The organism is Paenibacillus germinis (genome assembly GCF_013141785.1).
Taxonomy (GTDB): domain Bacteria; phylum Bacillota; class Bacilli; order Paenibacillales; family NBRC-103111; genus Paenibacillus_E; species Paenibacillus_E phytorum.
Map to the genome: position 1 here is coordinate 1 of NZ_WHOC01000116.1, position 25,371 is coordinate 25,371.

Consider the following 25,371-nt stretch of genomic DNA (forward strand, 5'->3'; position numbering starts at 1 on the left):
GGAAATAAGCGCGAAAACTGAGCTTAAGATGAGCGAGAGTCGCGGTGAGAAAGGCAATTGAAGGCTGAAAGGCTGATTTCGGAGCTTTCAAGAGGGAGAGCAAGGGTAGCGAAGGTGAATAAGCTCCGAAACCGAGCTTTCGGCGTGTGGTGAAGGAAGTTAAGCTCGAAAACCGAGCTTAACTTGAGCGAGAACAGCGGTGTGATAGTCATTTAATGACAATCCACTTCGAGTGTACAAACCATAGAAAAAGAAGCCCCTCAACTCCACATTCACAGTGGGTTGAAAGGCTTCTTTATTTGGATTTTTGGGGCTAGCTCATTCCATTTTTTAAGATACGGAGCCGTCTGACTCATAACCGGCTTCCACCAAATCGAGTCGACCTGATTCGGGATCCATAATGAGGCCGTGGACAGGTAAGTTTTTTGGAAGCAAGGGGTGATTTCGAATGATGTTAACGCTTTTCTCAATGCCTTCGCGCACATGATTAAAGCCGGTTAACCAACGAGACAAGTCGATGCCTGAATGACCAAGTGTCTCAATGACATCGTCGGAGATACCTCTGTTTTTTGCTTTCGCAATCACACTCTCAGAGTTTAATCCCGTCATACCGCAATCGTAATGTCCGATAACGAATATTTCATCCGCTTCTAACTGGTAAACAGCGACGATAATACTCCGCATAACACTTCCGAAAGGATGAGAGACAATCGCTCCGGCATTCTTAATGATTTTGGCGTCACCATTTTGAAGATTCATGGCTTTGGGCAGCAGCTCGACCAGCCGCGTGTCCATACAGGTAAGAACTACCATCCGTTTATCTGGAAATTTCGTGGTCAGAAACTCTTGATACTGCTTCGTTTCTACGAATTCCTTATTATAGTTCAAGATTTCACTAATTAAATTCATGGTTTCCCTCCAGGTAAGTTGTTGTGCTGCTTGTCTATATTCTTTGCAGCTTTATCTTTTGTCGACTAAGCTCATACCCGCGTTATAGATTTGATTATTACTCTTAAGTATATAGGATTTATTTCCTTCATGGTAGTCGATTTTCATGTTGTCTTCAAAAAAGATCTCATCCTTGGCTTTATAAATGAGCTTGAAGGTCTCGGTTTCAGCGGTAAGATCATCATGATTAGCATGGGAAACTAGCCAAAGAGTAGGCACTCCGTTCACGGAGCAGCCGCAGTCTTCTGTATCAAAAACTAGCTTTAAGATAGCTTCATTCTGGTCAGAAGTAAATGGTGTTAATCTATGAATTGCTGTATCGGTAAACGTGATTTTCATAAAAGTCATCTCCTTCAAATGTTTGCACAGTTAGTTTTCTGGCCTAAGCTTGTCATTATTCTATCATACCCCAGCATAAATTTGATTCTGAGTAGGGGACGAAGTATGATAAAATAAGAAACTTTTGGGAGGAGATTAGAGCATGAGTGTGCAAGCAGCCCCAGCAAAGCTGGAATCTTTCAAGGCCTATGTTCGCAAAATGAAGCAGTACGAGGAGGCCATCGCCTTAATTTATTGGGATATGCGTACCGGCGCTCCAAAAAAAGGAATTGAAACTCGTTCTGAAGTCGTCGGAGAGCTATCGACCGAAGTTTTCCGTATGTCTACATCCGATGAGATGGGAAGTTATTTGGACTTCTTCATGCAGCCTTCTGAACTAGAAAAGCTTGATGCCATTTCCAAAAAAATGGTCGTAGAATGCAAAAAAGAATATGATCGCAGTAAAAAAATACCGGCCGAGAAATATCAGGCCTATGTCGTCCTTACCTCGCAAGCAGAATCCGCATGGGAAGATGCAAAGCATAACTCCGATTGGGCTTCGTTCCAGCCTTATTTGGAGAAAATCGTAGCTACTACTCAAGAATTTATCGAGCTGTGGGGCTATGAAGGCAATAAATACAACACCTTGTTGGACATGTATGAACCGGGAATGACCGTTGAGAAATTAGATGAAGTATTCGGTGCGCTGCGTGAAAAAGCGGTTCCCTTACTTCAGCGTATTCAAGCTTCAGCCAATCAGCCTAATCGATCTTTTTTAGATCAACAATTTGAAATTAGCAAGCAGAAGAAATTCTCTCTTTCCATTTTGAAGCAAATGCAGTATGACTTTGAAGCGGGCCGACTCGATGAAACGGTTCATCCTTTCGCGACGGCGCTGAACCCAGGTGATGTTCGGATCACAACACGCTATTTGCCGAATGACATCACATCTGCTTTGTTCGGAACGATTCATGAGGGTGGACATGCACTGTATGAGCAAAACATTTCCAAAGACTTAGTTGGCACGAATCTGTGCACAGGCACATCGATGGGGATCCACGAGTCACAGTCCCGTTTCTGGGAAAATGTGATCGGCCGCAGTAAACAGTTCTGGGATCGCTACTATGGCGAGCTGCAAACGACGTTTAGCGGGCAAATTGATGATGTGGACGTGGATTCCTTCTATCGCGCCATAAACCATATTGAGCCTTCATTAATCCGTATTGAAGCCGATGAATTGACTTACAACTTACATATTATGATTCGCTATGAGCTGGAAAAAGGGTTATTTAACGGTACAATTGCCGTAGCTGATCTGCCTAAAGCTTGGAATGCCAAATATGAAGAGTATTTGGGCGTGGTTCCAGCGAATGACGGCGAGGGTGTACTGCAGGATGTGCACTGGTCTGGTGGCGCATTTGGTTATTTCCCATCCTATGCACTCGGTAACATGTACGCGGCGCAATTCACGCATACCCTTCGCAAAGAGCTTCCGAATTTCGATAGCTTAATTGCAGAAGGTAATCTAGTTCCGATCAAGGAATGGTTAACGGATAAAGTGTACCAGCACGGCAAGCTTTTGACGCCGAATGAAATCATTCGCGAAGTGACGGGGGAAGAGTTGAATCCCGACTATCTGGTACAATACTTGGAAGAAAAGTACCAAACGGTTTACGGTATTTAAATTAATCAAAGCAGCATCTTGAGGCAGGAATATTGCCTTAGGGTGCTGTTTTTTTATATGGGTCGAACATCATTTGCTTTAAAACACAATTTGCAGGTTATGCTCTCCCAAGCACGTTCGCACATAATTTTGATGCAGCCAATGCATATAGTGTGTAATTACAAAAACAATATTAACCGACCTCTGGGCTCCTGCATAGGATACAGTACTACTTTTATCGGAGGGGCGTCTATGAACAATCGGAAAAGATGGGGATTCACATTATCCGCCGTCCTACTGCTCAGTGTAATCGTTTCGGCGTGCGGTACGAAAAGCCAAGAAACAACAAAGGTTCGTATTGGTGAGGTCACGCGATCAATCTTTTATGCACCGCAGTATGTGGCTTTATCGCAAGGTTTTTTCAAGGATGAAGGGCTTGATGTTGAATTGACCACCACGCCAGGTGGCGACAAGACGATGACAGCCTTACTGTCAAACGCTATTGATGTAGCTTTAGTTGGATCGGAAACTTCGATCTACGTATCTCAACAAGGCTCGGATGATCCGGTTATTAATTTTGCTCAACTAACACAAACGGATGGTACATTCCTAGTCGCTCGGAAGAAAGTGGATAAGTTCGACTGGAACTCGCTCAAAGGCTCTGTTTTCCTCGGCCAACGAAAAGGCGGTATGCCTCAGATGGCAGGCGAATTCACATTGAAAAAGCACAACATCAACCCGCAAAAAGATCTCCAGCTCATTCAAAATATCGAGTTTGCTAATATCGCATCCGCGTATGCGTCGGGAACAGGGGAATATGTACAGCTCTTCGAACCGCAAGCTTCCATTATTGAGAAAGAAGGCAAAGGCTTCGTTTTGGCTTCCTTCGGTGTGGAAAGCGGACACCTGCCTTACACGGTATTTATGACCAAACAAAGCTTCATAAAATCAAACGCAAGTACAGTGCAGAAGTTTACTAATGCGGTACAACGTGCGCAGCTTTGGGTTGCCGCGAAAAGTGTGGATGAAATCACGAATGCGGTTCTGCCTTATTTTAAAGATATCGATGTAGAAATTGTAAAAAGTGTTGTCAAGCGCTATAAGGATCAAGGATCATTCGCGACGGATGGCATTGTTGATGAACAAGAATGGAACAATTTGCTAGATGTGATGACTTCTGCGGGTGAGTTGAAAGAAAAGGTAGCTTGGAAAAAGCTAGTGAACAATACCTTTGCAGAGAAAGCGAAATCGAACGTAAAACCGTAGTAATCAGCATTAGGCATGTCGATGAATCGAACAAGAGGGGAGTACGAACATGGATACAGCTGTGACTGTAAAAGACGTGACGCAAGTTTATGTGACCGAGGAACGAGCTACACTTGCTGTAGAGCAGATTGATTTTGCTATCCAGCGGGGTGAATTCGTTAGTCTAATCGGTCCAAGTGGCTGTGGGAAGACAACTCTCTTGTCGATCATTGCCGGGCTCATTCGTCCGACAGTGGGTACTGTGACTGTTGCGGGAGGGATCGTGAACGGTCCATCGACAAGGGTGGGATATATGCTTCAGCAGGATTATTTATTCCCATGGCGGACGATCGAAGATAATGCTTGTATGGGCTTAGAAATTACAGAAGCTTTAACCAAAGAGAAGAAACAGGGTGTGCTTCATTTATTGGATGAAATGGGGCTGCTCGGCTTCAAAGATTATTATCCCGCTCAGCTATCCGGGGGGATGCGCCAGCGAGTCGCGTTAGTACGAACATTAGCCACAGAGCCTGAACTGCTTCTGCTGGATGAACCGTTCTCCGCGCTCGATTATCAGACCAAGCTTCAATTGGAGGATTTGGTTGTAGAGACTCTTCGTGCGAAGAAGAAGACTGCTCTCCTCGTGACACATGATATCTCTGAGGCCATAGCGATGAGTGATCGTATTATTGTGCTGGATCCTAATCCGGGACGAATTCGCAAAGAATTTATAATTCCGCAGGAAATTCGGTCTTCTGTGCCTTTCGCAGCGCGGGAACTGCCCGATTTCCATGTACTCTTTCGATTGATTTGGCAGGAGTTTGGGGGCGTGCATCATGAGTGATGGTCAGCAGCAGGCGCGTCTCAACGAAAATGCGGACGATACGCTTACACAGCAAGTTCATCAGCAATTTTTGGCTGCAAGGAAAAAGAAAACGAACTATGTAAGGCTTGTTCAACTAGCCATCCTGCTGTTGTTTTTTTCTTGCTGGGAAATGGCGGCCCGTTTAAAGTGGATCGATGTGCTGCTTTTTAGTTATCCAACGAAAGTTTTTAAGCTGCTCTGGGATAAACTCCTTGATGGCAGCCTCCTTCCGCATGTGGGCGTAACGGTCGTTGAAACCATTATCGGCTTTGTGTTAGGCACTTTGTTCGGTACGGCGTTAGCTGTTGTGATTTGGTGGTCGCCGTTTCTCTCCCGCGTGCTTGATCCTTATATTGTCGTGCTGAATAGTATGCCTAAAGTAGCGCTTGGACCGTTATTTATCGTAGGTCTAGGTCCAGGCTTGCTTTCGATTATTGCAACTACACTTTCAATAACAGTTATAATCACAACCCTAGTCGTGTACGGGAGCTTCAAAGAGGTGGATAACAATTATGTGAAAGTTGTCACTTTATTTGGGGGTAATCAGCGAAAAGTGTTCTTAAAAGCTATTCTACCCGCTTCATTCCCCGCCATCGTCTCGACTTTGAAAGTGAATGTAGGTCTGGCGTGGATCGGTGTGATCGTAGGCGAATTTCTCGTATCGCAAATGGGTCTTGGTTATTTGATTATATACGGTTTTCAAGTGTTTAATTTTACGCTGGTTATCTCTACATTGTTCGTCATTGCGATTGTGGCTACAGTTATGTATCAAATTGTGTCCAATTTGGAAAAAAGAATGACAAAGCATAGATAAGACTTGCCACATTTTGCCCAAAATGAAATAATGAGCCCATAGTTAAAACCAACAACGAGGTGAAAAAGCTATGGGCTTTCGTGTGCTCAAAACAGCGCTAGCGGTCGTGATAGCGATGTATCTAGCGCACGTATTCGGGATAAAAACGCCTGCGGCAGCGGGACTTCTTGCTATTCTAGGTATAGAAGTAACGAAGAAAAAAGGGATTCAAAGCGCATTGCATCGGATATTAGCTTCCATGCTCGCGCTTCTCACAGGCTCTCTTCTTTTTATGGTATTGGGATTCCATGTGTGGGTTGTCAGTATATTCATCCTCGTCGTGTTTCCCGTCCTGCATAGGTTGCGGATTACAGAGGGTGCGGTGACCGGGGCAGTTGTCATGCTGCATCTCTTCGCCTATGAATCTGCCGGATGGATGGCGGTTCTGAATGAAATGTATCTTCTGCTTATTGGATTGGGTACAGCGACACTCATCAATATCGCCTATATGCCAAAGACGGATAAAGCGATTGAGGGGCATAAGCAAAGAATCGAGGCGCTATTCTCGGATATTTTCGTAAACATGGCTAAGCATTTGAGAGACAATACAGTTGTGTGGGATGGCAAGGAGCTTTTGGAAGTCAGTGAAGAGATTGATCAAGGGGCAGGGCTGGCTAAACGTACGATGGAGAATACACTCATTTTCGGAGGAGATCCCTACTTGCAGGTCTATTTTTTTATGAGGGGTGAGCAGTTGGAGTCAATCCACCGGATGATTGATCTGGTTGCCCAAGTGTATCAAACTTTGCCGCAGGGGGAGTGGGTGGCAGCGATTCTTGAAGATATTAGTCAATCCGTCAAGGAAGACTACTATACTGGTGCTGCTGAGAAAGAATTGCAAGTTCTGGATGCTCGTTATAAACAGCTGCCTTTGCCGGAAAGCCGAGAAGAATTCGAGGTGCGATCGGCCATTTTACAGCTTAACAGGGAGCTTATGCAATATTTATCTATAGCCAAAAAGCAAAAAAAACAGCGACCAGAGGCGGGTTGACTCTTAAAGATATGAGTATTTTTATATCGTAAAAATAATATAAAATAATTGTCACTCTAGACTGCTGTCCTGCATACACTTGTAATGAATGATTGTATGGAGGAGGTTGAAAGGATGTCATTAGATAAAGATTTGCAAAGCAGAGAGATCATTACAAAAGCTGTCTGCGGTAAAGGTCGCAAATTTTCGCATGTAAGTCATACCGTGACTCCGCCCTTTTCTCCGACCAGTATATTGGGCGCTTGGATTATTAATAACCAATTCGAGGCGATCCAATCCGGAGATGGCGTAGAGGTAGTTGGTACTTATGATATCAACATCTGGTATTCTTACGATCGTAACACCAAAACAGATGTAGCAAAAGAAACCGTTTCTTATGTAGAAATTGTTGGGCTAAGTTATCTGGACAAAAAACATAGGCCAACAACTGCTGAAGTATCTGCTGTCGCAACGCAAGAGCCGAACTGTGTGGAAGCAAGTGTTTCTTCTAGCGGCGACAGCGTAGTCATTCGGGTGGAACGGGAGTTCCAAGTTGAGTTGGTCGCTGAAACGAAAGTCTTCGTCATTGTTAGCCCCTACGGCCCCAATGACTTCGACGACAAGCATGTAGATTTCGATGACAACGGCGATGGAGATTTCGAGGATCTCGACGCCGATTTGCTTGAGGACGAATTGGATTAAGGAATCTTATACGCCAGTGTATGCGGGTGAAAGAGGTTCGGCAGAGGGCATTTGCCCTCTTTTTTGTTTTATTTCAATAAATGGGCTGTTCGTTCAGATATAGGGACTGTGAGGCTGGAATGAGAACGGAGAAGGGGCAAAATGGATGGAAACATTCTTACTGCACGCACAGGAAAAAGAGGCGCTGGAGCTGGCGAATCTCATTCGCATACCCAGTGGATCAAGGCTGCCTGTCGATTGGCGAGGCCAGGTCGTCATTCATTGGGGAGCTGCTCATGATGAGTGGCCGGAGAAGCAGGCGCTGCAGCCCATCAGGGCGATTCTTAGGGCACAGATGCGTTCGAAGCGGGAAGAACTGCTTCATTTGCACGGCATCAAGACTGTAGCTTGGCTTAATGACCGAAGTACCAAGGAAGAGCGTTTGGCATTTACACATAAATATAAAGTAGCTGTATTTCATCTACAGACATTGGTTGTTTATGAGAAAAAGGAGACGCTTCTATTGTCGGAGAAAGCTCTCTATAATCAAAGACAATTAAATGCCAGTTCGGCCTACATAGAAATTACACCAGATCGTGCGAATTTTCATGTCCGTAGGGCTAGCCGTGAGTCTGTAAAAGCTGTCTATGCGCTCGGTCTAGACTATGGCCTTGTCACTATAGGTGTATTGCCTAGCGGGCACACCTTGGTATTGGATGTGGATCCCGTTCCTAAGCTGAACGTGAAGCTGGCGCAATTGTTCGCGCAGGCGATCGATCGCTATGAGATCGCCATCGCGAAGGAGCTGCGGCGCAAGGAGCGGGCGATGCTCGGCAGCGACCCGGAGTTCCTGCTGCTCAGCCCGCAGGGCAAGGTCGTCTTCGCCGACCGCTTCCTGACGCGGGACGGCGAAGTCGGCTGCGATGCCGTAGTGCTCAGCGGGCATCGCTTGATCTTGCCGCTGGCGGAGCTGCGCCCACAGCCAAGCACAGACCCGCGCGAGCTGGCGAGGAACCTGCGATCTACGATGCAGCTCGCCGCGCGGAAGATCGACGACGAGAGCCTCTCGTGGCTCTCGGGCGGCATGCCGGTGGGGGGCTACCCCCTCGGCGGACATATCCACTTCAGCCGCTGCTGGCTGAATGGGCATTTGCTGCGCGCGCTCGATAACTACCTCGCGCTGCCCTTGATCTTGATCGAGGGCGACACGACGAGAGAGCGCCGCCCTCGGTACGGCTTCCTTGGCGACTTCCGCAAGAAGTCGCATGGGGGCTTCGAGTACCGCACCCTGCCGAGCTGGTTGCAGTCGCCCGATATCACGCGCGGTGTGTTCGCGCTATCCTCGCTCATTGCTGACAACTATTGGCTGCTGCCTCGGCAGCCCTTGCAGGAACCGGATATTCAAGCAGCCTACTATCGTGGGGATAAGCAGCGGCTTCAAGCCACGGTTGCGAAGCTTTGGCAGGATCTTGAGCAGCTGAAGGGCTATGACCTATTCGCTGCCGGTTTGGAACGTCTCCGAGAAAGAATCATGTCTATGGAGCCGTGGAACGAAAGAGCTGATTTTCGCAAAGCTTGGAAAATTGCACCCTACCATCGTAAAGAAGCTTTTGAAGAACAAATCATGTTATAATAGTGTATCTATAAGAGATTTGAAATGGTTTTAATCTGTGCATCGGGATTCACATTTTGATGCTGCATTTACAGTTGGATAAGAGCCTCCTTAAGCTTCTATTTTGCCTAAAAGCGCTGAAAGTGGATGGATAGCAGTCTTTAGAGGCTCTTATTTCGAGAAATCATCGGAAAATGAAGCGTATCTGATCAGATAAGAGTCTTTAGAAGCTTCTATTTTTCCTAAAAGCGCTGAAAGTGGATGGATAGCAGTCTTTAGGGGCTCTTAACCAAATCAGAACAAACATACTTAAATATTCAAAACTCAGAGATATCCTCAGCCCTATTAGAGAAATCATCAGGATCTAAGCTTGACGCTTTTCTCATAAGAAGGTTAGGCGATTAAAGTCTCTGACATTCTTTTTTGCACACATATGAAAATGAAGTTTGGTAGTTTCATAGATTTTTGACAATGAATATAGTGATTGGTTGGAGGAACGCAAGGTGGCCCAATATACGCCGATGATTCAGCAATACTTGGCCGTAAAGGCGCAAGTCCCGGATGCTTTTTTGTTTTTTCGTCTGGGTGATTTCTATGAAATGTTTTTTGATGATGCGATCAATGCTTCACGAGAGTTGGAGATTACGTTAACAGGTAGAGAAGGCGGCGGCGACGAGAAAATCCCTATGTGTGGTGTCCCTCATCACGCGGCGGACAATTACATGTCTCGGTTAATCGAGAAAGGGTATAAAGTCGCCATATGCGAGCAAGTTGAGGACCCTGCTGAAGCCAAAGGTGTGGTGCGACGTGAGATTGTTCGCATCGTTACGCCGGGGACCGTTATGGATAGCAAGCTGCTAGGCGAATCGAGCAACAATTACATCGTTTCCCTAGTGAGTCAGGAACATGGTTATGCTTTTACGGCATGCGATATTTCAACGGGGGAGTTATATACAACACGGCTTTCTAACTCATGGGAACTCGTCGTTGATGAACTTAATGTATACAACCCTTCGGAGATTATTACGGATAATGGCTTATTAACGACAATTCGGGAAACAGGCCTCACTTGGGGACGAAGTACGGTGCTAACGGAATGGACGCAAGTGGATGAAAAACTGCTGGATGAGCATTTTGCTGAGGATGCCGCACTGCCAGGTCTATCCTCTTTGAACCGTCAAGGCGTTGCCTTGCTGCTTGCTTATTTAAAAGAAACCCAAAAACGAGCATTGACCCATGTAAAGCATATCCGGGTATATGAGCCCGATCAATTCATGACAATGGATCCTTTTACTCGAAGAAATCTTGAACTTGTAGAAACAGTACGTGAACGCGCGAAAAAAGGTTCTTTGCTTTGGCTGCTCGACAAAACAGTAACAGCGATGGGAGCCCGGATGCTGCGCCGATGGATCGAAAAGCCGCTTATGAGCGTATCACGCATCGAAGAGCGTCTGGAAGCTGTCAATCTGCTCTACAATCAGCTCATTATTAGAGAAGATGTGAAGCAAGCGTTGAAGGAAGTCTACGATTTGGAGCGTTTAGTTGCTCGTATTTCCTACGGGAATGCCAATGCTCGCGATATGATCGCACTCAAGCACTCCTTGCAGCAGGTTCCGCTTCTTCAAGAAGTCTGTGCAGCTTCCGGTTCCGAAACGCTTCGCAAACTCGTCGAAAATATGGATGCCTGTGAAGATGTTATGTCGTGGATTGCTAGCGCCATTGAGGACGAGCCACCTGTATCCATTCGGGATGGCGGCATGATCCGCGAAGGCTACCAGCCATACTTAGATCAACTCCGGGAAGCAAGTAAGAACGGAAAGCAGTGGATCGCAGAGCTCGAGCGTCAGGAGCGGGAGGCGACGGGCATCAAGTCGCTCAAAATCGGCTACAACAAAGTATTCGGTTACTTTATTGAGGTCACCAAAGCGAACATGTCCGCGCTGCAGGAAGGCCGCTATGAACGCAAGCAGACGCTTGCGAATGCCGAGCGTTACGTAACGCCGGAGCTCAAAGAGAAAGAAGCGCTCATTCTGGAAGCGCAGGATAAAATGGTCGATCTAGAGTATGAGCTGTTCACGGAGCTTCGCGACCGGATCTCCCAGCATATCTCCAGATTACAGAAGCTGGCGGAAGTGATCGCTACCGCCGACGTTTATCAGTCGCTGGCCACGGTCAGCGCGGCGCATCACTACCGCAAGCCGGAGATCGGCGAAGGCTTCGATCTCGAGATTGAAGAAGGCCGCCACCCTGTGGTGGAGGCGGTCATTCAAGACGGCTCGTTCATCGCGAACGAAACGAGTCTGCTGCTAGATAAGGGCCGCATTCTGCTTATTACCGGACCGAACATGGCCGGTAAGAGTACCTATATGCGGCAGGTTGCCGTGATCTGCCTAATGGCGCAGATCGGCTGTTTCGTACCTGCCAGATCTGCGCGCATTCCGGTCACTGACCGTATCTTCACGCGGATCGGCGCTGCCGATGATTTGATCGGCGGTCAAAGTACGTTCATGGTCGAGATGATGGATATCCAAGTGATGACCGAGAAGGCGACGAGCAAGAGCCTCGTCATCATCGATGAGCTTGGCCGCGGCACCTCGACCGGGGAAGGGATGGCGATTGCGCAAGCGGTCATCGAGTTCCTGCATGACCGGATCGGCTGCAAGACGCTCGTTTCGACGCATTTCCACGAGCTTGCGCATCTGGAAGAAAGCCTCGGGCATCTGCGCAATCACTGCATGGCCGTGAAAGAAAGCGGCAGGCAGGTGACCTTCCTGCGCAAGCTCATCCCCGGGGCAGCGAGTACGAGTTACGGCATCTACTGTGCCGAAATCGCTGGGCTGCCCAATGCCATCATTCAGCGCTCCTATGAGCTGCTGAATGGGTTTGAAGAGCGGGCGGCGGGCGCTTCGCAAATCGCCGCAACGACGGCTGCCGTCCCGCCGGCGGCAGCTCCTATACAGCAGCTGTCCCTCTTCGCGGAGGACAGCACAGCAAATACGGCTGTCAAGAAGAAGCAGCCGGACAGCAAGTCTCAGCTGGTGCTCGACCAGCTGAAAGGGATCGATTTAATCAATATGACGCCTCTGCAGGCGCTCAATTTAGTATACGAATGGAAGCAAAAGCTGCAATAAGCTTGTTTCCGTAATTATATATTCGAGGAGAGACGCACATGAAACAACCAAGAATGAGAACAATGAAGGTTACCCTAGCACTGGCGTCGGCTCTTATGACGGTTCTGCCCTTGAATGCGTTGGCACAAGAAGATTTACAAACACAGCAAGTCAGAGAAATCATTGGCAAGCTGCATGTGAGTGGTGTAACGGAAGAAGCGTTAGCTAATCAAAGCATTAAGCAAATGGTAGAAGGTCTGAAAGATCCATATACTGTCTTTTTCAGCCAAGAAGAGTACGGTCAGTTCTCCAGCTCTTTAGAAAATAATTATGTTGGTATGGGCGCTCGAATCGGGATTGATGACAAAGGTGTGTTTTTATCTGAGGTTTTTGCAGGTTCATCAGCCGAATCAGCGGGTTTGCAGCGCGATGACTATGTCCGTGCCGTGGATGGCGCTCCTGCTTCTACGACTTCTATTGATGAAGTCAGAAACAAAATCGTTGGCGTAGCGGGGACGAAAGTTAAAGTTACCGTTCAACGCGGTGACAAAGAATTAACCGTCGAGATTACACGTAAAGGGATCAATGTACCTGAAGTGTATAGCAAGAGCTTCACGAATGGTGTAGGTTACATTCAAATAACGGATTTCTCAAGCGATGCGGATGAGGATTTTGGTAAACAGCTTACGGATCTGCAGGCAAAAGGTTTGAAATCTTTGATTCTAGATGTTCGTAATAATCCAGGAGGTCTTGTGGATACGGCTCAGAACATTGCCAAGCATTTTGTCAAAGAAGGCGTTCTGATTCATACAAGAGACCGCAATGGTGTGGATGATCCAGTGTTGATCACGGGCGGAACGGAATTGTCTATTCCTGTTTACATTTTAGCCAATGAAAATAGCGCAAGCGCTTCGGAAGTGCTGTCAGGCGCTCTGCAGGACTACAATGTTGCCAAAGTGATCGGTATGCAAACGTATGGCAAGGGCAGCGTACAACAGCTTTATCAATTGGATAAAGACAGTGCGCTGAAAGTAACGGTTGAAGAGTATTTGACACCGAATAAGCGTAAAGTGAACAAAGTCGGGATCACACCGGACATCAAAGTGGACGGGGCTTCTGCTCAATTGATTACCGCATTACAGACAGTGGGGATCACAGATATTAATGTCGAGATTTCCAAGCACAGAGTAACTTATAACGGCGTGGAAATAGGAAGTGGATTCGGTAATTTCCGTGAAAATGGGAAATTATATGCATCAACACGCGGCTTAGCTGCACTTGTTGGAGCTACGATTACATGGAACGAAGCGACACGCACGGTCGATATTTCCGATAGTAAAGGAACGCATGCCATCCCTGCCCAGACAGACAAGCTAATCATTGAAAATGGGACTAGCTACGTCAATGTTGATCTTTTCGATGATTATTTTCCACAGCTGCAAGTGAAGGATCAAGGAGAGAATGTTTCCATCCGTGCTGTAAAGGGGAACTAAGAATTATGGGCAAAATCCAGCTCTTAAGTGAACATATTGCGAACCAAATCGCCGCAGGGGAAGTAGTTGAACGACCTTCTTCTGTGGTGAAAGAACTCGTCGAGAACTCGGTGGATGCCGGCAGTACTCGGATTGATGTGACGATTGAAGAGGGCGGTCTTCAGCTGATTCGGGTGTCCGATAACGGCTCTGGTATGGCTTTGGAAGATTGCGAATTAGCTTTTCAGCGTCATGCCACAAGTAAAATCGTGACAAGTAAAGACTTATTCTCTATACGAACATTAGGTTTCCGTGGCGAGGCTTTGCCGAGTATAGCTTCCGTGTCCAGGTTAGAGTGTGTCACTAGCTCTACGAATGATGGACTGGGGCGGAAAATCTCCATTGAAGGCGGCACGATTCGCAGTGTCGAAGAAACGGCTGCTTCACGAGGGACTGAAGTGTCAGTGAGGGAATTATTTTATAACACACCGGCACGATTAAAATATATGAAAACGATTCAAACTGAGCTTGGCCATATCTCTGATTATTTGTACAGATTAGCGCTGGCTCACCCTGGTATCGCCTTCTCATTGAAACATAATAGCAATCTCCTGCTTCAAACGTTGGGCAACGGAGATTTGCTACAGGTCATCGCCGGCATTTACGGCACGGCAGTCGGCAAGCAAATGCTTCCTCTCCAAGTGGAAAGCTTGGATTATACGATCACGGGCTTCGTGGCGAAGCCCGAAATGACCCGCGCGAACCGTGGCGGCATCTCGACCATTGTGAATGGTCGTTATGTGCGCAATTTCGCGCTGAATCAAGCGCTGCTGCAGGGATATCATACCCTGCTGCCGATCAACCGCTATCCCGTGGCCGTTCTGCACATCGGGATGGATCCTGCCTTAGTGGATGTGAATGTGCATCCATCTAAGCTTGAGGTCCGCTTCAGTAAAGAAGCGGAGCTAACCGCGTTAATCGAAGCCGAAGTCAAGCGGCTATTTGGAAGACAGGTGCTAATCCCGCAAGGGATAAAGCCAGCAGCACCTAAGGGCGCATACGTGCAGGAACAGCTGGACCTTACAAGAACGGTTGAGCCAGCAACTGGATCAAGCGAATCTACTCCGGAAGCTTCATCTGCGATACCTACACCGCTTCCTGATTCTTCGATACAGCGTGTATCTGTGGATTCAGATAGCATGGTTTTGCCGCAAGTGAAGGAGGTCGGTACAACGTATCGACCAGAATCGGTGCCAACATCCCGGCCACCTATCGTAGAGCCGCAGAGAAGCTCCACAGCTTCCACAGCTTCCACAGTTTCTGGAGCTTCCGGAGCTTCATATTCGAGCCGTCCGACATCACCATCAAACAACAGCTACACGTCCCCTGCTGGAAGTAATCCCAGAAGTACGTCCATTCAGCAGCAGCGCCGGACAAACGAAGCGTTCATGGACCTACTGCCTTCGAAACAGGAAGGCGAGTCACCCATGCTTCCTGCTTTTCCAAGATTGGACCCGATCGGTCAAATGCATGGCACTTATTTGGTCGCCCAAAACGAAGAAGGCCTGTTCCTGATTGATCAGCATGCTGCGCATGAACGAATTAATTATGAATATTATTACGAACGTTTTGGCAATCCTGCTGAGGCAAGCCAAGAATTACTCGTTCCTATTACATTAGAATTTACACCGTCTGAAGCAGGCATTATTGCCGAGAAGCTGTCGCTTTTTGAGCAGGCCGGTGTGTATATGGAGGCCTTCGGAGGGAATACGTTTCTGGTCCGTGCGCATCCACACTGGTTTCCTTCAGGAGAAGAGAAGGGGATCGTCGAAGAAATGTGTGAATGGGTCCTCAGCGAGAGAAAGGCTGTAGACATCGCCAAACTAAGAGAAAAGGCGGCTATTATGTGCTCTTGCAAAGCATCGATCAAAGCGAATCAAGGATTAAGCGTTCTTGAGATGGAAACGTTGATCGACAGACTATCAGGCTGCCGTAATCCCTACACATGCCCGCACGGACGGCCGATTGTCGTCAGCTTTACGACTTATGAACTGGAAAAAATGTTTAAGAGAGTGATGTAAACCCGTGTTAGTGACAACTTCGTATAGTCCGTCCAGTGATTTATTGGACAAAGCAGTGCGACTGGCTGCTGCATATGGCGGCCGAGTCGTGCCCCGAAGGAAGTATTCTTTGGAACATCTTAGGAATAATTATAAGGATGATTCCCTTTTGCTTGTGACCAGAGATGAGATCAGGTACTATGGAGATGACCAACCTGCGTACTTTTTTCATCCAAGTATGGCCCTTGTTCGTGTCAAACGTATGCAGCGAGGCGAGACCGATTTGTTAATTGAGGCTTCCGGTACAGGAATTGGTGATCATATTGTGGATTGTACAGCAGGATTAGCGTCGGATTCTATTGTGTTCTCCTTTGCAGTTGGTCCAGAGGGAAGCGTCACGGCACTCGAAAGCGAAAAGATTCCAGCTATGTTGATTCAAGAAGGCTTAGCCGTTTATGAATCGGAAATTCCCGAGCTTAACGAGGCTATGAGGCGTATCACAGTTAGAAAGACACATCACCTCGCGTATTTGCAGCAACTGGCACCTCAAAGCGTAGATGTTGTCTATTTTGATCCGATGTTTCGCAGTCCGATTGAGGAATCTCAAGCGATCTCTCATCTTAGACGCAATGCGAACGATGAAGCTGTCAGTATGGCATCTATCGAAGAGGCTAAAAGAGTTGCACGCAAGAGCATTGTGCTCAAAGAAAACAGAGACAGTAAAGAATTTGCCCGGCTCGGGTTCGAGCATGTATTGCGATCGACGACCAAAACAACGTATGGAGTGATTCGACTGTGTTAGCCCCATCAGCCAAGCCGAAATTACTCGTGCTACTAGGTCCCACGGCAGTTGGTAAGACCAAGCTAAGTTTAGAAATTGCTCAGAAGTTTGGCTGCGAAATTATTTCCGGAGATTCCATGCAGGTGTATCGAGGTATGGATATTGGAACAGCCAAAGCAAGTGAAGCTGAGCAGGAGCTTGTCCCGCATCATTTGATTGATATTCATGATCCTTCCTATCCCTTTTCGGCGGCGGAGTTTCAAGAGCGTGTAAAGGCTTTGATTCTGGACATTCATTCACGTGGGAAGCTTCCATTTATTGTTGGAGGTACAGGCCTTTATATCGAGTCTGTGTGTTACGATTATCAATTCACGGAAGTCAGTATGGATGAAGCGTTCCGCCAAGAGCAGGAAGCGTTTGCCACTGAGCATGGGGACGAGGCGCTGCATCAGAAGCTGCGTGATATTGATCCTGAGAGCGCTAATCGACTTCATGCCAATGATCGTAGACGTGTAATACGAGCTCTTGAGATTTATTATATCTCTGGTGAAACGATGACAACCCATTTGGCGTCCCAGAAAAAAGAGTCTCCCTACGAACTATGTATCATTGGATTGACGATGGATCGGGCACTGCTGTACAAGCGTATTGAGGAACGTATCGACGCGATGATGCAGGAGGGGCTAATCAAGGAAGTTCAATCGATTCTAGCCGCAGGCTGTCCAAAGCAGGCGATTTCCATGCAAGCACTCGGTTATAAAGAAATCGTCAGCTATCTGGAAGATGAATTGAGTTTAGAGGAAGCGATAACGCTGCTCAAACGGGATACGCGCCGATTTGCCAAGCGCCAATTGTCATGGTTTCGGCATATGAAAGACATTCATTGGGTGGATGTGACGGAATCAGCAAATTTTTCTGCCCATTTCCAAATTATTAATGATATACTAGCAGGAAAGTTTGTACATAAAATTGAATATAATTAACAAATACACCAATAGAAAATAGCGCCTTCTGGCGATAGTTTCATTCCATTAAGGGGGACCACTGATGAACAGATCCATTAATATCCAGGACAATTTTCTTAATCAACTGCGTAAAGAAAGCATTCCCGTTACCGTATATTTAACTAATGGGTTTCAAATCAGAGGACTAATTCGCGCTTTTGACAACTTCACGATCATCATTGACAGTGAAGGCCGTCAACAAATGGTTTACAAACATGCCATCTCTACCTTCACGCCGCAACGAGCTGTTTCTTTAATGGCTGCTGCTGAAGCTTCGGAATAATCCGTACTCGTACGTTTTGTTTTGCAACTTTTTTATGGACTTAATCGTCTAACCGAATAGATACTTGTGGGAGCAACCTTGTTTAAGGTTGTTCTTTTGTTGGTTACTACTATAGAGAAATGAACAACGAGGGAGTCGATGGATTTGGAGAAACCTACGAATAAGCAAACAACTGCGAATACAAAGACGAAACCACAAGGAAGCAACAAAGGTTCGAAGAAAAAGGGATTTAATGTTCGTCAATTTATTATGGGTTCGATTATTGCTGCCATTCTGGCTATTATCTGTGCAATGGGCATTTATATCGTCGTTATTATGAACGGCTTTAAGATTCTCGATAGCAACATTGATAAGATTGATACGGCAAGTGAATCGACGCTCATTTATGCGCAAGAAGAAGGGAAAGATAAGCCTGCAAAGGAAATTGGTAAAATCTATAAAGGTGAAAATCGAGAAAGTGTGAACATCAAAGATGTTCCGGAGCGATTAAAGCAAGCTTTTATTGCAACGGAAGATCGTCGGTTTAACGAGCATGCAGGCGTTGATTTAAGATCCATTGGACGTGCGCTTGTCAAAGATATTATTCATATGAGCGCTGTAGAGGGTGGAAGTACAATTACCCAGCAGCTTGCTAAAAATGTATTTCTTAGTTCCGAGAAAACAGCTTTTCGTAAAGGGACGGAAATGTCGATCGCTTTTGCTTTGGATGAACGATTTAGTAAGGATGAAATTCTTGAAAAATATTTAAATCGTATTTTCTTCGGCAGTAACGCTTATGGCATTAAAGCGGCAGCCAAGGTGTATTTCGGTAAATCCAACCTGAATGAATTAGAGGTATGGGAAATGGCAACGCTGGCTGCTTTGCCAAAAGCGCCATCGAGATATTCGCCATTGCAGCATCCGGACTTATCAAAGGAACGCCGTGCTGTAGTTCTTAAGCTGATGACCGATCAAGGCTATATTACAGAGGCTGAGCGTGCGAAAGCAGCAGCTGTGGATTACGTTCCGCCAGCAGCGGCTAGTCAAAGCAAGAAAGATTACGCGACTTTCTTGGATTATGTTGTAGATGAAGCAGAAAGTATGTATGGCATCGAAGAAGATGAATTGCTGACTAAAGGCTACCGCATCTATACGACAATGAATCAGAAAGCGCAAGAAGTGATGGAGCAGACTTATGCGAATCCAAGCTTTTTCCAGAAGGACGCTTCTGACGGTCAAAAGATTCAGAGTGCCATGGTTATTTTGGATAACAAAACAGGCGGTGTGATGGGGCTAATAGGCGGACGGGATTACCAACAAAGAGGATTCAGTCGCGTGTATTCCAAAAGACAGCCAGGATCTTCGTTCAAGCCGATAGCGGCTTATGGTCCTGCACTTGAGAGCGGGAATTATACGCCGTATTCTATTATCGATGATTCGCAGACGACTTTCGGTAATGGGACATATTCGCCCCGTAACTATGACCGTGTGACGCATGGCCAAGTAACGATGTTTGAGGCAGTCAAAAAGTCCTATAATTTGGCTCCTGTTTGGCTATTAGATCAAATTAAAGTGTCTAAAGCGATTGAATTTGCGAATAAGATCGGGACTCCCCTCAACAAACAAAAGGATCAAAACTTGTCCATTGCGTTGGGCGGACTTACGGATGGCGTTTCTCCATTGCAAATGGCGACGGCGTACACAGCTTTCGCTAATCAAGGTTTGCAAAATAAAACGCATGCTATTTTACGCATTACGGATGTGCAAGGCAAAGAAATCGCTGCTTACAAGCCAGAGAAGAAACAGGTTATTCAACCTAAAACAGCTTACTATATGACGCTATTGCTTCAGGGTGTTGTAGAACCAGGCGGTACGGGGACCAAAGCGAAATTCAATCGTCCTGTAGCCGGCAAAACGGGTACAACTGGACTGGATATCAAGGGAATTGAACAATATGATCGTGATGTTTGGTTTGTCGGTTATACACCGGAGTGGACAGCAGCCGTTTGGGAAGGCTTCGATAAAGTAGATGCGAAGCACTATGTCACAATCGGCAGCGGAAGCCCGTCGGCTATTTTTAAAGAAGTTATGTCGAAGTCGCTAGAAGGCCGACCTGTGACGAACTTCGTGAAGCCTGATAGTGTGCCTAATCTAACTGAACCGCCAAAAGGAATTACGGATTTAGCTGCTGTGTATGCACCTGAAACGAAGATGGTTAAATTAACATGGACATCTTTGGGTGAAAAGATCGCTTATCAAATATTCCGAAAAGGAGCAAGTGAAGCAGAGCCGAAGATGCTGATCCAAACGCCAACAGCTGGTATTGACGATTCCTCCGCGAACAGTGGAGAAACGTATCAATATTATGTTGTACCGATTAATTTGGACTCTAATATTCAAGGTGCCAAATCGAATGTAGTTTCGGTAGAATTACCGAAGGATGGAACACTACCTGACGGTACCAAGCCGTCACCTTCACCAACGGTCTCACCGTCTACATCACCTGGGAAGGATCCTCTAGAGCCAACGCTCTCACCGGGTACGAAGCCTACGCCATCGCCCGGAAGCACCATTAAGCCTGGCGCTAGTCCGACACCAAGTTCCAGCATCAGTCCTAGTCCTACTCCTACACCATCACCGGCTAACAAGCCGGTTGATGGTTCCGGGGAAAAACCGAAGGATGGCAAGCAAGACGGTGGACAGATTATTGTGCCGAAGTTATAGTAACTTGTTGCTTGACCGGAGATCTATTGGACCAAATTGGTCCGAAGCACAAAGGTCGTTAGCGATGATTTTCATGCTTAAATAGGCAAGGGCTCATATTTTGATGCTGAAACGATGAAAAACAGAGATCGTCGATTCATTCATCTAATCTTGCTCTGCATTGAGGTGTCTTAGATCGGGTTCGTTCAATCTTCAACTATGCTCAATTGAGGTTGCTAGATGAATGAATCCATGTTCGCGGATGAATGATGTTGTAGAAAGTGCAACAATTGCTACCTAAATCTCGCCTTTTTCCAATAGTTGTTGCATAATGTACAACACTTTGGTCCTATAAAAGCCATTTCGCAACAACTGGGTTAAAAATGTTGTACAAACTGCAACTTCAAGTTGCAAAATAGCCTTTAAGCGTGCAAATTGTTGTATAAAATACATCATTGGTAACCACTATAGCCCACTTGCCCTAACGAAAGCTGAATGACTCTAAAATCGGATTTTGGAGTTTTGTTGAGAGACATAATGAATCAATCGACAGTCTCAAACAACCTTATGTAACACGGTTTGATCTTAAGTAGAGATGAACATGCTAGTTAGGGATGAATTTCATCCTTAAAGTCCATAGGTCTAGCCTATAATCCTTTTTAACGATGAAAAACAGCTTTATGAGGGAACAGCAGACCCGCATTCCGCGGGTCCCACACTAAACCTACATACCATTAACGGAGGAACTTTCAATGAATTTGCATTTCAACATGCTTAAACCAGCTAAACTATTACCGCTCACTTTGATCGCGTTAACTTTAATCGCATCGGCCTGCGGCAACAAACCTACTGAGTCTGCTGGCGGCACAGCAACGTCTAAGAGCGGCGCAACGGTACCTGCTGCTTCTTCAGCAGCATCTCCTGCGGCATCGCCAACTGCAGCTCCTAAGCAATGGAGCAAAGCGCCAGATATGACGATCGATCCGAACAAAACGTATCAAGCTGAAGTAACAACGTCCAAGGGAACGTTTACCATAGATCTTTTCGCTAAGGAAGCTCCGAAGACGGTTAATAATTTTGTGTTCTTATCCAAAGAAGGCTTTTATAACAATGTGACGTTTCACCGCATTATCAAAACGTTCATGATTCAAACAGGAGATCCGCTTGGGACAGGCAGAGGCGGTCCCGGCTACAAGTTTGCGGATGAGCTGAAAACATCGCATACATATGAACCCGGCATTGTCGCAATGGCGAATTCCGGTCCCAATACGAATGGCAGTCAGTTTTTTATTTGTTCAGGAGAAGATTGTGCGAATCTCAATAAAAAACCTGACTATTCGATTTTCGGCAAAGTAACGGCCGAAGGTATGGCAACAATATCTAAAATCGCTGAAACACCTGTTGAGATGGGTGGCGAGTCCTCGCCAAGCAAGCCAAAAGAAAAAGTCACGATTAACGCAATCGTCATTAAAGAAAAATAGAATATCATATTCTAAAAAGTGAAGGATGGATAGGAGAGAAAACCGCGTGAAACAACCATGTTTATTGTTCCATGGATTCACCGGTGGACCTTATGAGGTTGAGCCGTTAGCACGGCATTTACGTGAACGCGGGCAGCTATGTGAGGTTCCGCGACTTCCATGGAACGGAGAATCCAGTCATCAATTAAAAGAAGGACATTGGGAAGATTGGGTACGCGAAGCTGAAATGCATGCAGAGAGAATGACGATCCAGTATGGATCATTTGATATGGTAGGCTTCTCGATGGGAGGTCTGCTGGCCGCTTATTTATCCGTACGATATCCGGTTCGTAGACTGATTCTTTTGAACACGGCAGTCATTTATGTCAGCCCTAGAAGGATGCTAGATGTCATTCGAGATGAGTGGAAATATCAAAGGAAAATCAGCTTTATTAAAGCGAAAACCACGCCGCTGCGAGCTACCTGGCAGTTTACACGACTTGTACGCCATTTGAAACCAGAACTAAGTCAGGTAAGCATACCAACCCTCATCGCTCAGTCTGAAAAAGATCAAGTTATTCATCCGCAAAGTGCGCGATACATCTATAGTAAGCTAAAAGGACAGCGCGAGCTCCATTGGCATTCCAGATCAAATCATTTGATATGTCTGAGTGAGGATGCAGGCACGTTGTTTCGTCAAGTTAGTGCATTTTTGGATAAGGAGTAGCAAGGATGACTGTACAGCCAAACATGAATAAGAAACAACGAGCCTTCACTCCAACACCGAAAAAACGCCGGCGAATTGGGCAAAAATCTACATTTAACCGAATGCTTGTGAGAGTGTTCCGAATCGTGGTTACCGTTTTCCTCTTGCTTGTCGCTTGGATCGTCTATATCCAGTGGAAGGTTCAAATCGCTCCTGACCAAACACTGCCTAAGCAAGTTGACGTGGGTATCGTTCTTGGTGCTTCCTTACGCCAAGATATCCCGAGCCCTGGTCTCCAGGAACGTCTAGATTTGGCTGTTGATCTTTATAAAGAGGGTCGGTTCAAACAACTGATCGTCTCCGGAGGTCTGGATCATAACGGCTCCAAGCTAACGGAGGCAGAGGGAATGCGTAATTATTTGGTTAAAAAAGGGCTTCCTGCCAAAAGCATTTTGTTAGAACCACGGGCGACAAGTACCTATGAGAATTTGCTTTACAGCAAGCAAATTATGGACGAGCAGGGTCTTGTAAGTTCGATTATTATGACCCATCAATTTCATGGTTCTCGTTCACTCGATATTGCAGAAACGATCGGCTTGAAGCAGCCTCTCATTTCATCAACGAAGTCAGAGGTCCTTTTCATGCCTTACCATGAAGCGAGAGAAACGTTAGCTTATACCAAGTGGTATTGGACAAAGCTGTTGTTGATTGCAGGCATATGAGATAACAAAGAAGCATGACCTGTAAGCGGGATTTTCCCACTTGCTGGTCATGCTTTTTTTAATTGTTCCTTGGTTATCCGTTTACGATGGCTCCACCGTTCACATGTAAGATTTGACCAGCCATGTAGGATGAATCCTCACTTGCGAGGAAAACATAGCTGGCAGCGAGTTCACCTGGCTGACCAGCACGTTTCATAGGTGTAGTCGAGCCGAACGTGGCAACTTCCTCTGCGGTGAACGTAGAAGGAATGAGGGGCGTCCAGATCGGGCCTGGAGCTACACCATTCACACGTATGCCTTTTGCGTTCAGTTGAAGAGATAGGGAGCGCGTGAAGGTGACAATGGCCCCTTTCGTAGCAGAATAATCGAGCAGCTGCTCATGACCGTGATAAGCGGTAATAGAAGCTGTGTTGATAATTGCGCTTCCGGATTTCAGGTGGGGTAGTGCAGCCTTGGTCAAATAAAAGAAAGAAAAGATATTGGTTCGAAACGTCCGCTCCAACTGCTCCGAAGTAATATTCTCGATGCTGGGCTGAGGATGCTGTTCTGCAGCATTGTTCACTAAGATATCGAGTTTGCCGAACTTCCCGATAGTTTGCTCAATAATTTGCTTGCAGAAATTCTCATCGCCAATGTCTCCCGCGACATGCAGACATTTACGTCCTGCCTTTTCCACGTGACGCTGTGTCTCCTCCGCATCCGTATGTTCGTTCAAATATACCAAAACAACATCAGCACCCTCTTTGGCATATGCAATTGCGACCGCGCGGCCAATTCCGCTATCGCCTCCTGTAATCAGGGCGACTTTATCCTTAAGCTTGCCGGCTACTTTATACCCAGACTGCTCAAAGACAGGAGGAGGATTCATCTGCGACTCAATGCCTGGCTGCTGGTTCTGATGCTGGGGCGGGAATGCTGGTTTCTTTTCTGTTGCTGTTGCCATGTGTATTACTCCTTTCATCCTAGACAAATTCTTAGTTAGGATGATACAAGGGGCTGCAAATCATACTTAATTCGGTAATGATAGCCATATCTGGCTTGGTAACCAAGCTTTTCATACAAAGTTACCGCGGATATATTGGAAGTAACAACCTGTAAATATTGTTTGGTTGCACCATGCTCCAAACTCCATTCCGTCAGTGCGTGCATGAGGACGTACCCAAGTCCTTGGCCTCGAAGGCCTTCATGGATAACGACGTTTACAAAACCTGCCCATTCGTCCTCTACAATAGCAGTACCTAGCGCGATGATTTGGTCATTCAGTTTCAGCTTGAGGAACCCTTTCGGAGAAGGCATTCGTTCAAACAGTCCGCTATAGAAACCTCTGCGCTCTTCGGGAAACTGTTCAAGCATGAGGAAAGCGTCAAGCCACTCCGTATCCGCTGCTTCTGCCCATTCCATTTGAATGGACGACTTCTTTTGCATCATCTTTCTGTTTGCGTTGTCGGAAACTTGCCGACTGGTTGCAGTCATCATCAGACATGGCGTATCAATCGCATATCCTTTTGTTTGAAGAAATTCATCCAGACCTTCAGGGGAAGCGTCGCTAATATGAAAAATTGCGGGTAAACCAAGTTCTTGATAGGATTGCTCTATTTTCGTAAGCCAATAAGGATCGTTTGGATATTCGCCAATGGCAAGCACACTGTTTGCACGTTTAGTGACACCTCGGGAGGCCCGCAGGAGCCAATTGTCAATGGAAGTGGATGACTCGGCTGGCCACGTGTTTGATGCCACCGTATCGATGGCGAGATAAAAGTCTGTTTTCTCGTTCATTTCTAGCGATCTCCTCCTCAAGTAAGTTTCCAATATTATAAATAAATTTATAGAGTTATGTATATAAAATACTCCTTCGGATTTAACATTTTAAAACATTATAAAGTTGCTCGATACTCGATCGCCACCCGTAATCAACTACTTTAACGATGAAAAACAT

At 46.3% G+C, this 25,371-nt stretch carries 21 protein-coding genes; 17 read left to right on the forward strand and 4 right to left on the reverse strand.

Annotation, left to right across the window (positions count from 1 at the left end; all coding sequences use genetic code 11):
- Positions 1-330: 330 nt before the first annotated feature.
- Both GC102_RS22240 and GC102_RS22245 read right to left on the reverse strand, forming a co-directional pair.
- Positions 331-909 carry a beta-class carbonic anhydrase gene (locus tag GC102_RS22240; RefSeq protein ID WP_171691439.1) on the reverse strand — a complete coding sequence of 193 codons (579 nt, stop codon included), beginning with the start codon at positions 907-909 and terminating at the stop codon, positions 331-333.
- 51 nt (positions 910-960) lie between these two features.
- Positions 961-1,287: an iron-sulfur cluster biosynthesis family protein gene (locus GC102_RS22245; RefSeq protein ID WP_171649303.1), complete on the reverse strand. Its 327-nt coding sequence runs from the start codon at positions 1,285-1,287 to the stop codon at positions 961-963.
- 142 nt (positions 1,288-1,429) lie between these two features.
- Here GC102_RS22245 and GC102_RS22250 point away from each other — a divergent pair, with 142 nt between their 5' ends.
- The 17 genes from GC102_RS22250 (at position 1,430) to GC102_RS22330 (ending at position 23,435) form a co-directional block, all read left to right on the forward strand.
- Positions 1,430-2,950 (forward strand): carboxypeptidase M32, encoded by a 1,521-nt coding sequence (locus GC102_RS22250; RefSeq protein ID WP_171649302.1) that lies wholly within the window; start codon positions 1,430-1,432, stop codon positions 2,948-2,950.
- Between the two features lie 231 nt (positions 2,951-3,181).
- Positions 3,182-4,195, forward strand: coding sequence for an ABC transporter substrate-binding protein (locus GC102_RS22255; RefSeq protein ID WP_171691440.1), 1,014 nt, complete (start codon positions 3,182-3,184; stop codon positions 4,193-4,195).
- A gap of 49 nt (positions 4,196-4,244) precedes the next feature.
- The gene (locus GC102_RS22260; RefSeq protein ID WP_171649300.1) at positions 4,245-5,018 is read left to right on the forward strand and encodes an ABC transporter ATP-binding protein; all 774 of its coding nucleotides are present in this window, start codon (positions 4,245-4,247) and stop codon (positions 5,016-5,018) included.
- The gene (locus GC102_RS22265; protein WP_171649299.1) at positions 5,011-5,853 is read left to right on the forward strand and encodes an ABC transporter permease; all 843 of its coding nucleotides are present in this window, start codon (positions 5,011-5,013) and stop codon (positions 5,851-5,853) included. The genes GC102_RS22260 and GC102_RS22265 overlap by 8 nt, the downstream gene beginning before the upstream one ends.
- A gap of 70 nt (positions 5,854-5,923) precedes the next feature.
- Positions 5,924-6,883, forward strand: a complete 960-nt coding sequence (locus GC102_RS22270; protein WP_171649298.1) for an aromatic acid exporter family protein — start codon at positions 5,924-5,926, stop codon at positions 6,881-6,883.
- Positions 6,884-6,997: 114 nt separating this feature from the next.
- On the forward strand, positions 6,998-7,564 hold the full coding sequence (cotE, locus tag GC102_RS22275) for an outer spore coat protein CotE (protein ID WP_171649297.1): 567 nt from the start codon (positions 6,998-7,000) through the stop codon (positions 7,562-7,564).
- 145 nt (positions 7,565-7,709) lie between these two features.
- A complete protein-coding gene (locus tag GC102_RS22280; protein ID WP_171691441.1) occupies positions 7,710-9,176 on the forward strand; it encodes a putative amidoligase domain-containing protein in 1,467 nt (488 codons plus the stop codon).
- A gap of 482 nt (positions 9,177-9,658) precedes the next feature.
- Complete coding sequence (mutS, locus tag GC102_RS22285) at positions 9,659-12,286, forward strand: DNA mismatch repair protein MutS (protein WP_171691442.1); 2,628 nt, start codon at positions 9,659-9,661, stop codon at positions 12,284-12,286.
- A 38-nt stretch (positions 12,287-12,324) separates the two neighbouring features.
- On the forward strand, positions 12,325-13,758 hold the full coding sequence (locus GC102_RS22290; RefSeq protein WP_171691443.1) for a S41 family peptidase: 1,434 nt from the start codon (positions 12,325-12,327) through the stop codon (positions 13,756-13,758).
- Between the two features lie 5 nt (positions 13,759-13,763).
- Positions 13,764-15,818, forward strand: coding sequence for a DNA mismatch repair endonuclease MutL (gene mutL, locus GC102_RS22295; protein ID WP_171691444.1), 2,055 nt, complete (start codon positions 13,764-13,766; stop codon positions 15,816-15,818).
- Between the two features lie 148 nt (positions 15,819-15,966).
- The gene (locus tag GC102_RS22300) at positions 15,967-16,599 is read left to right on the forward strand and encodes a class I SAM-dependent methyltransferase (RefSeq protein WP_246321061.1); all 633 of its coding nucleotides are present in this window, start codon (positions 15,967-15,969) and stop codon (positions 16,597-16,599) included.
- Positions 16,593-17,561, forward strand: coding sequence for a tRNA (adenosine(37)-N6)-dimethylallyltransferase MiaA (miaA, locus tag GC102_RS22305; protein ID WP_171691446.1), 969 nt, complete (start codon positions 16,593-16,595; stop codon positions 17,559-17,561). Before GC102_RS22300 ends, miaA begins: the two co-directional genes overlap by 7 nt.
- A 64-nt stretch (positions 17,562-17,625) precedes the next feature.
- On the forward strand, positions 17,626-17,865 hold the full coding sequence (gene hfq, locus GC102_RS22310; protein ID WP_029193229.1) for an RNA chaperone Hfq: 240 nt from the start codon (positions 17,626-17,628) through the stop codon (positions 17,863-17,865).
- 138 nt (positions 17,866-18,003) lie between these two features.
- Positions 18,004-20,568, forward strand: a complete 2,565-nt coding sequence (locus GC102_RS22315; RefSeq protein ID WP_171691447.1) for a transglycosylase domain-containing protein — start codon at positions 18,004-18,006, stop codon at positions 20,566-20,568.
- Positions 20,569-21,299: 731 nt separating this feature from the next.
- On the forward strand, positions 21,300-22,028 hold the full coding sequence (locus GC102_RS22320; RefSeq protein ID WP_246321062.1) for a peptidylprolyl isomerase: 729 nt from the start codon (positions 21,300-21,302) through the stop codon (positions 22,026-22,028).
- A 46-nt stretch (positions 22,029-22,074) separates the two neighbouring features.
- A complete protein-coding gene (locus tag GC102_RS22325; RefSeq protein ID WP_312883350.1) occupies positions 22,075-22,734 on the forward strand; it encodes an alpha/beta hydrolase in 660 nt (219 codons plus the stop codon).
- Between the two features lie 5 nt (positions 22,735-22,739).
- Complete coding sequence (locus tag GC102_RS22330) at positions 22,740-23,435, forward strand: YdcF family protein (protein WP_246321063.1); 696 nt, start codon at positions 22,740-22,742, stop codon at positions 23,433-23,435.
- A gap of 73 nt (positions 23,436-23,508) precedes the next feature.
- Here GC102_RS22330 and GC102_RS22335 read toward each other — a convergent pair whose 3' ends face one another.
- The gene (locus tag GC102_RS22335; protein ID WP_171691449.1) at positions 23,509-24,378 is read right to left on the reverse strand and encodes an SDR family oxidoreductase; all 870 of its coding nucleotides are present in this window, start codon (positions 24,376-24,378) and stop codon (positions 23,509-23,511) included.
- 35 nt (positions 24,379-24,413) lie between these two features.
- On the reverse strand, positions 24,414-25,211 hold the full coding sequence (locus GC102_RS22340; protein ID WP_171691450.1) for a GNAT family N-acetyltransferase: 798 nt from the start codon (positions 25,209-25,211) through the stop codon (positions 24,414-24,416).
- Between the last annotated feature and the right edge of the window lie 160 nt (positions 25,212-25,371).

Bases quoted from the DNA above. Each gene is read 5' to 3' on its own strand.
- GC102_RS22240 (WP_171691439.1), bottom strand. From the start codon at position 909: ATGAATTTAATTAGTGAAATCTTGAACTATAATAAGGAATTCGTAGAA.
- GC102_RS22245 (WP_171649303.1), bottom strand. From the start codon at position 1,287: ATGAAAATCACGTTTACCGATACAGCAATTCATAGATTAACACCATTT.
- GC102_RS22250 (WP_171649302.1), top strand. From the start codon at position 1,430: ATGAGTGTGCAAGCAGCCCCAGCAAAGCTGGAATCTTTCAAGGCCTAT.
- GC102_RS22255 (WP_171691440.1), top strand. From the start codon at position 3,182: ATGAACAATCGGAAAAGATGGGGATTCACATTATCCGCCGTCCTACTG.
- GC102_RS22260 (WP_171649300.1), top strand. From the start codon at position 4,245: ATGGATACAGCTGTGACTGTAAAAGACGTGACGCAAGTTTATGTGACC.
- GC102_RS22265 (WP_171649299.1), top strand. From the start codon at position 5,011: ATGAGTGATGGTCAGCAGCAGGCGCGTCTCAACGAAAATGCGGACGAT.
- GC102_RS22270 (WP_171649298.1), top strand. From the start codon at position 5,924: ATGGGCTTTCGTGTGCTCAAAACAGCGCTAGCGGTCGTGATAGCGATG.
- cotE (WP_171649297.1), top strand. From the start codon at position 6,998: ATGTCATTAGATAAAGATTTGCAAAGCAGAGAGATCATTACAAAAGCT.
- GC102_RS22280 (WP_171691441.1), top strand. From the start codon at position 7,710: ATGGAAACATTCTTACTGCACGCACAGGAAAAAGAGGCGCTGGAGCTG.
- GC102_RS22290 (WP_171691443.1), top strand. From the start codon at position 12,325: ATGAAACAACCAAGAATGAGAACAATGAAGGTTACCCTAGCACTGGCG.
- mutL (WP_171691444.1), top strand. From the start codon at position 13,764: ATGGGCAAAATCCAGCTCTTAAGTGAACATATTGCGAACCAAATCGCC.
- hfq (WP_029193229.1), top strand. From the start codon at position 17,626: ATGAACAGATCCATTAATATCCAGGACAATTTTCTTAATCAACTGCGT.
- GC102_RS22315 (WP_171691447.1), top strand. From the start codon at position 18,004: ATGGATTTGGAGAAACCTACGAATAAGCAAACAACTGCGAATACAAAG.
- GC102_RS22320 (WP_246321062.1), top strand. From the start codon at position 21,300: ATGAATTTGCATTTCAACATGCTTAAACCAGCTAAACTATTACCGCTC.
- GC102_RS22330 (WP_246321063.1), top strand. From the start codon at position 22,740: ATGACTGTACAGCCAAACATGAATAAGAAACAACGAGCCTTCACTCCA.
- GC102_RS22335 (WP_171691449.1), bottom strand. From the start codon at position 24,378: ATGGCAACAGCAACAGAAAAGAAACCAGCATTCCCGCCCCAGCATCAG.
- GC102_RS22340 (WP_171691450.1), bottom strand. From the start codon at position 25,211: ATGAACGAGAAAACAGACTTTTATCTCGCCATCGATACGGTGGCATCA.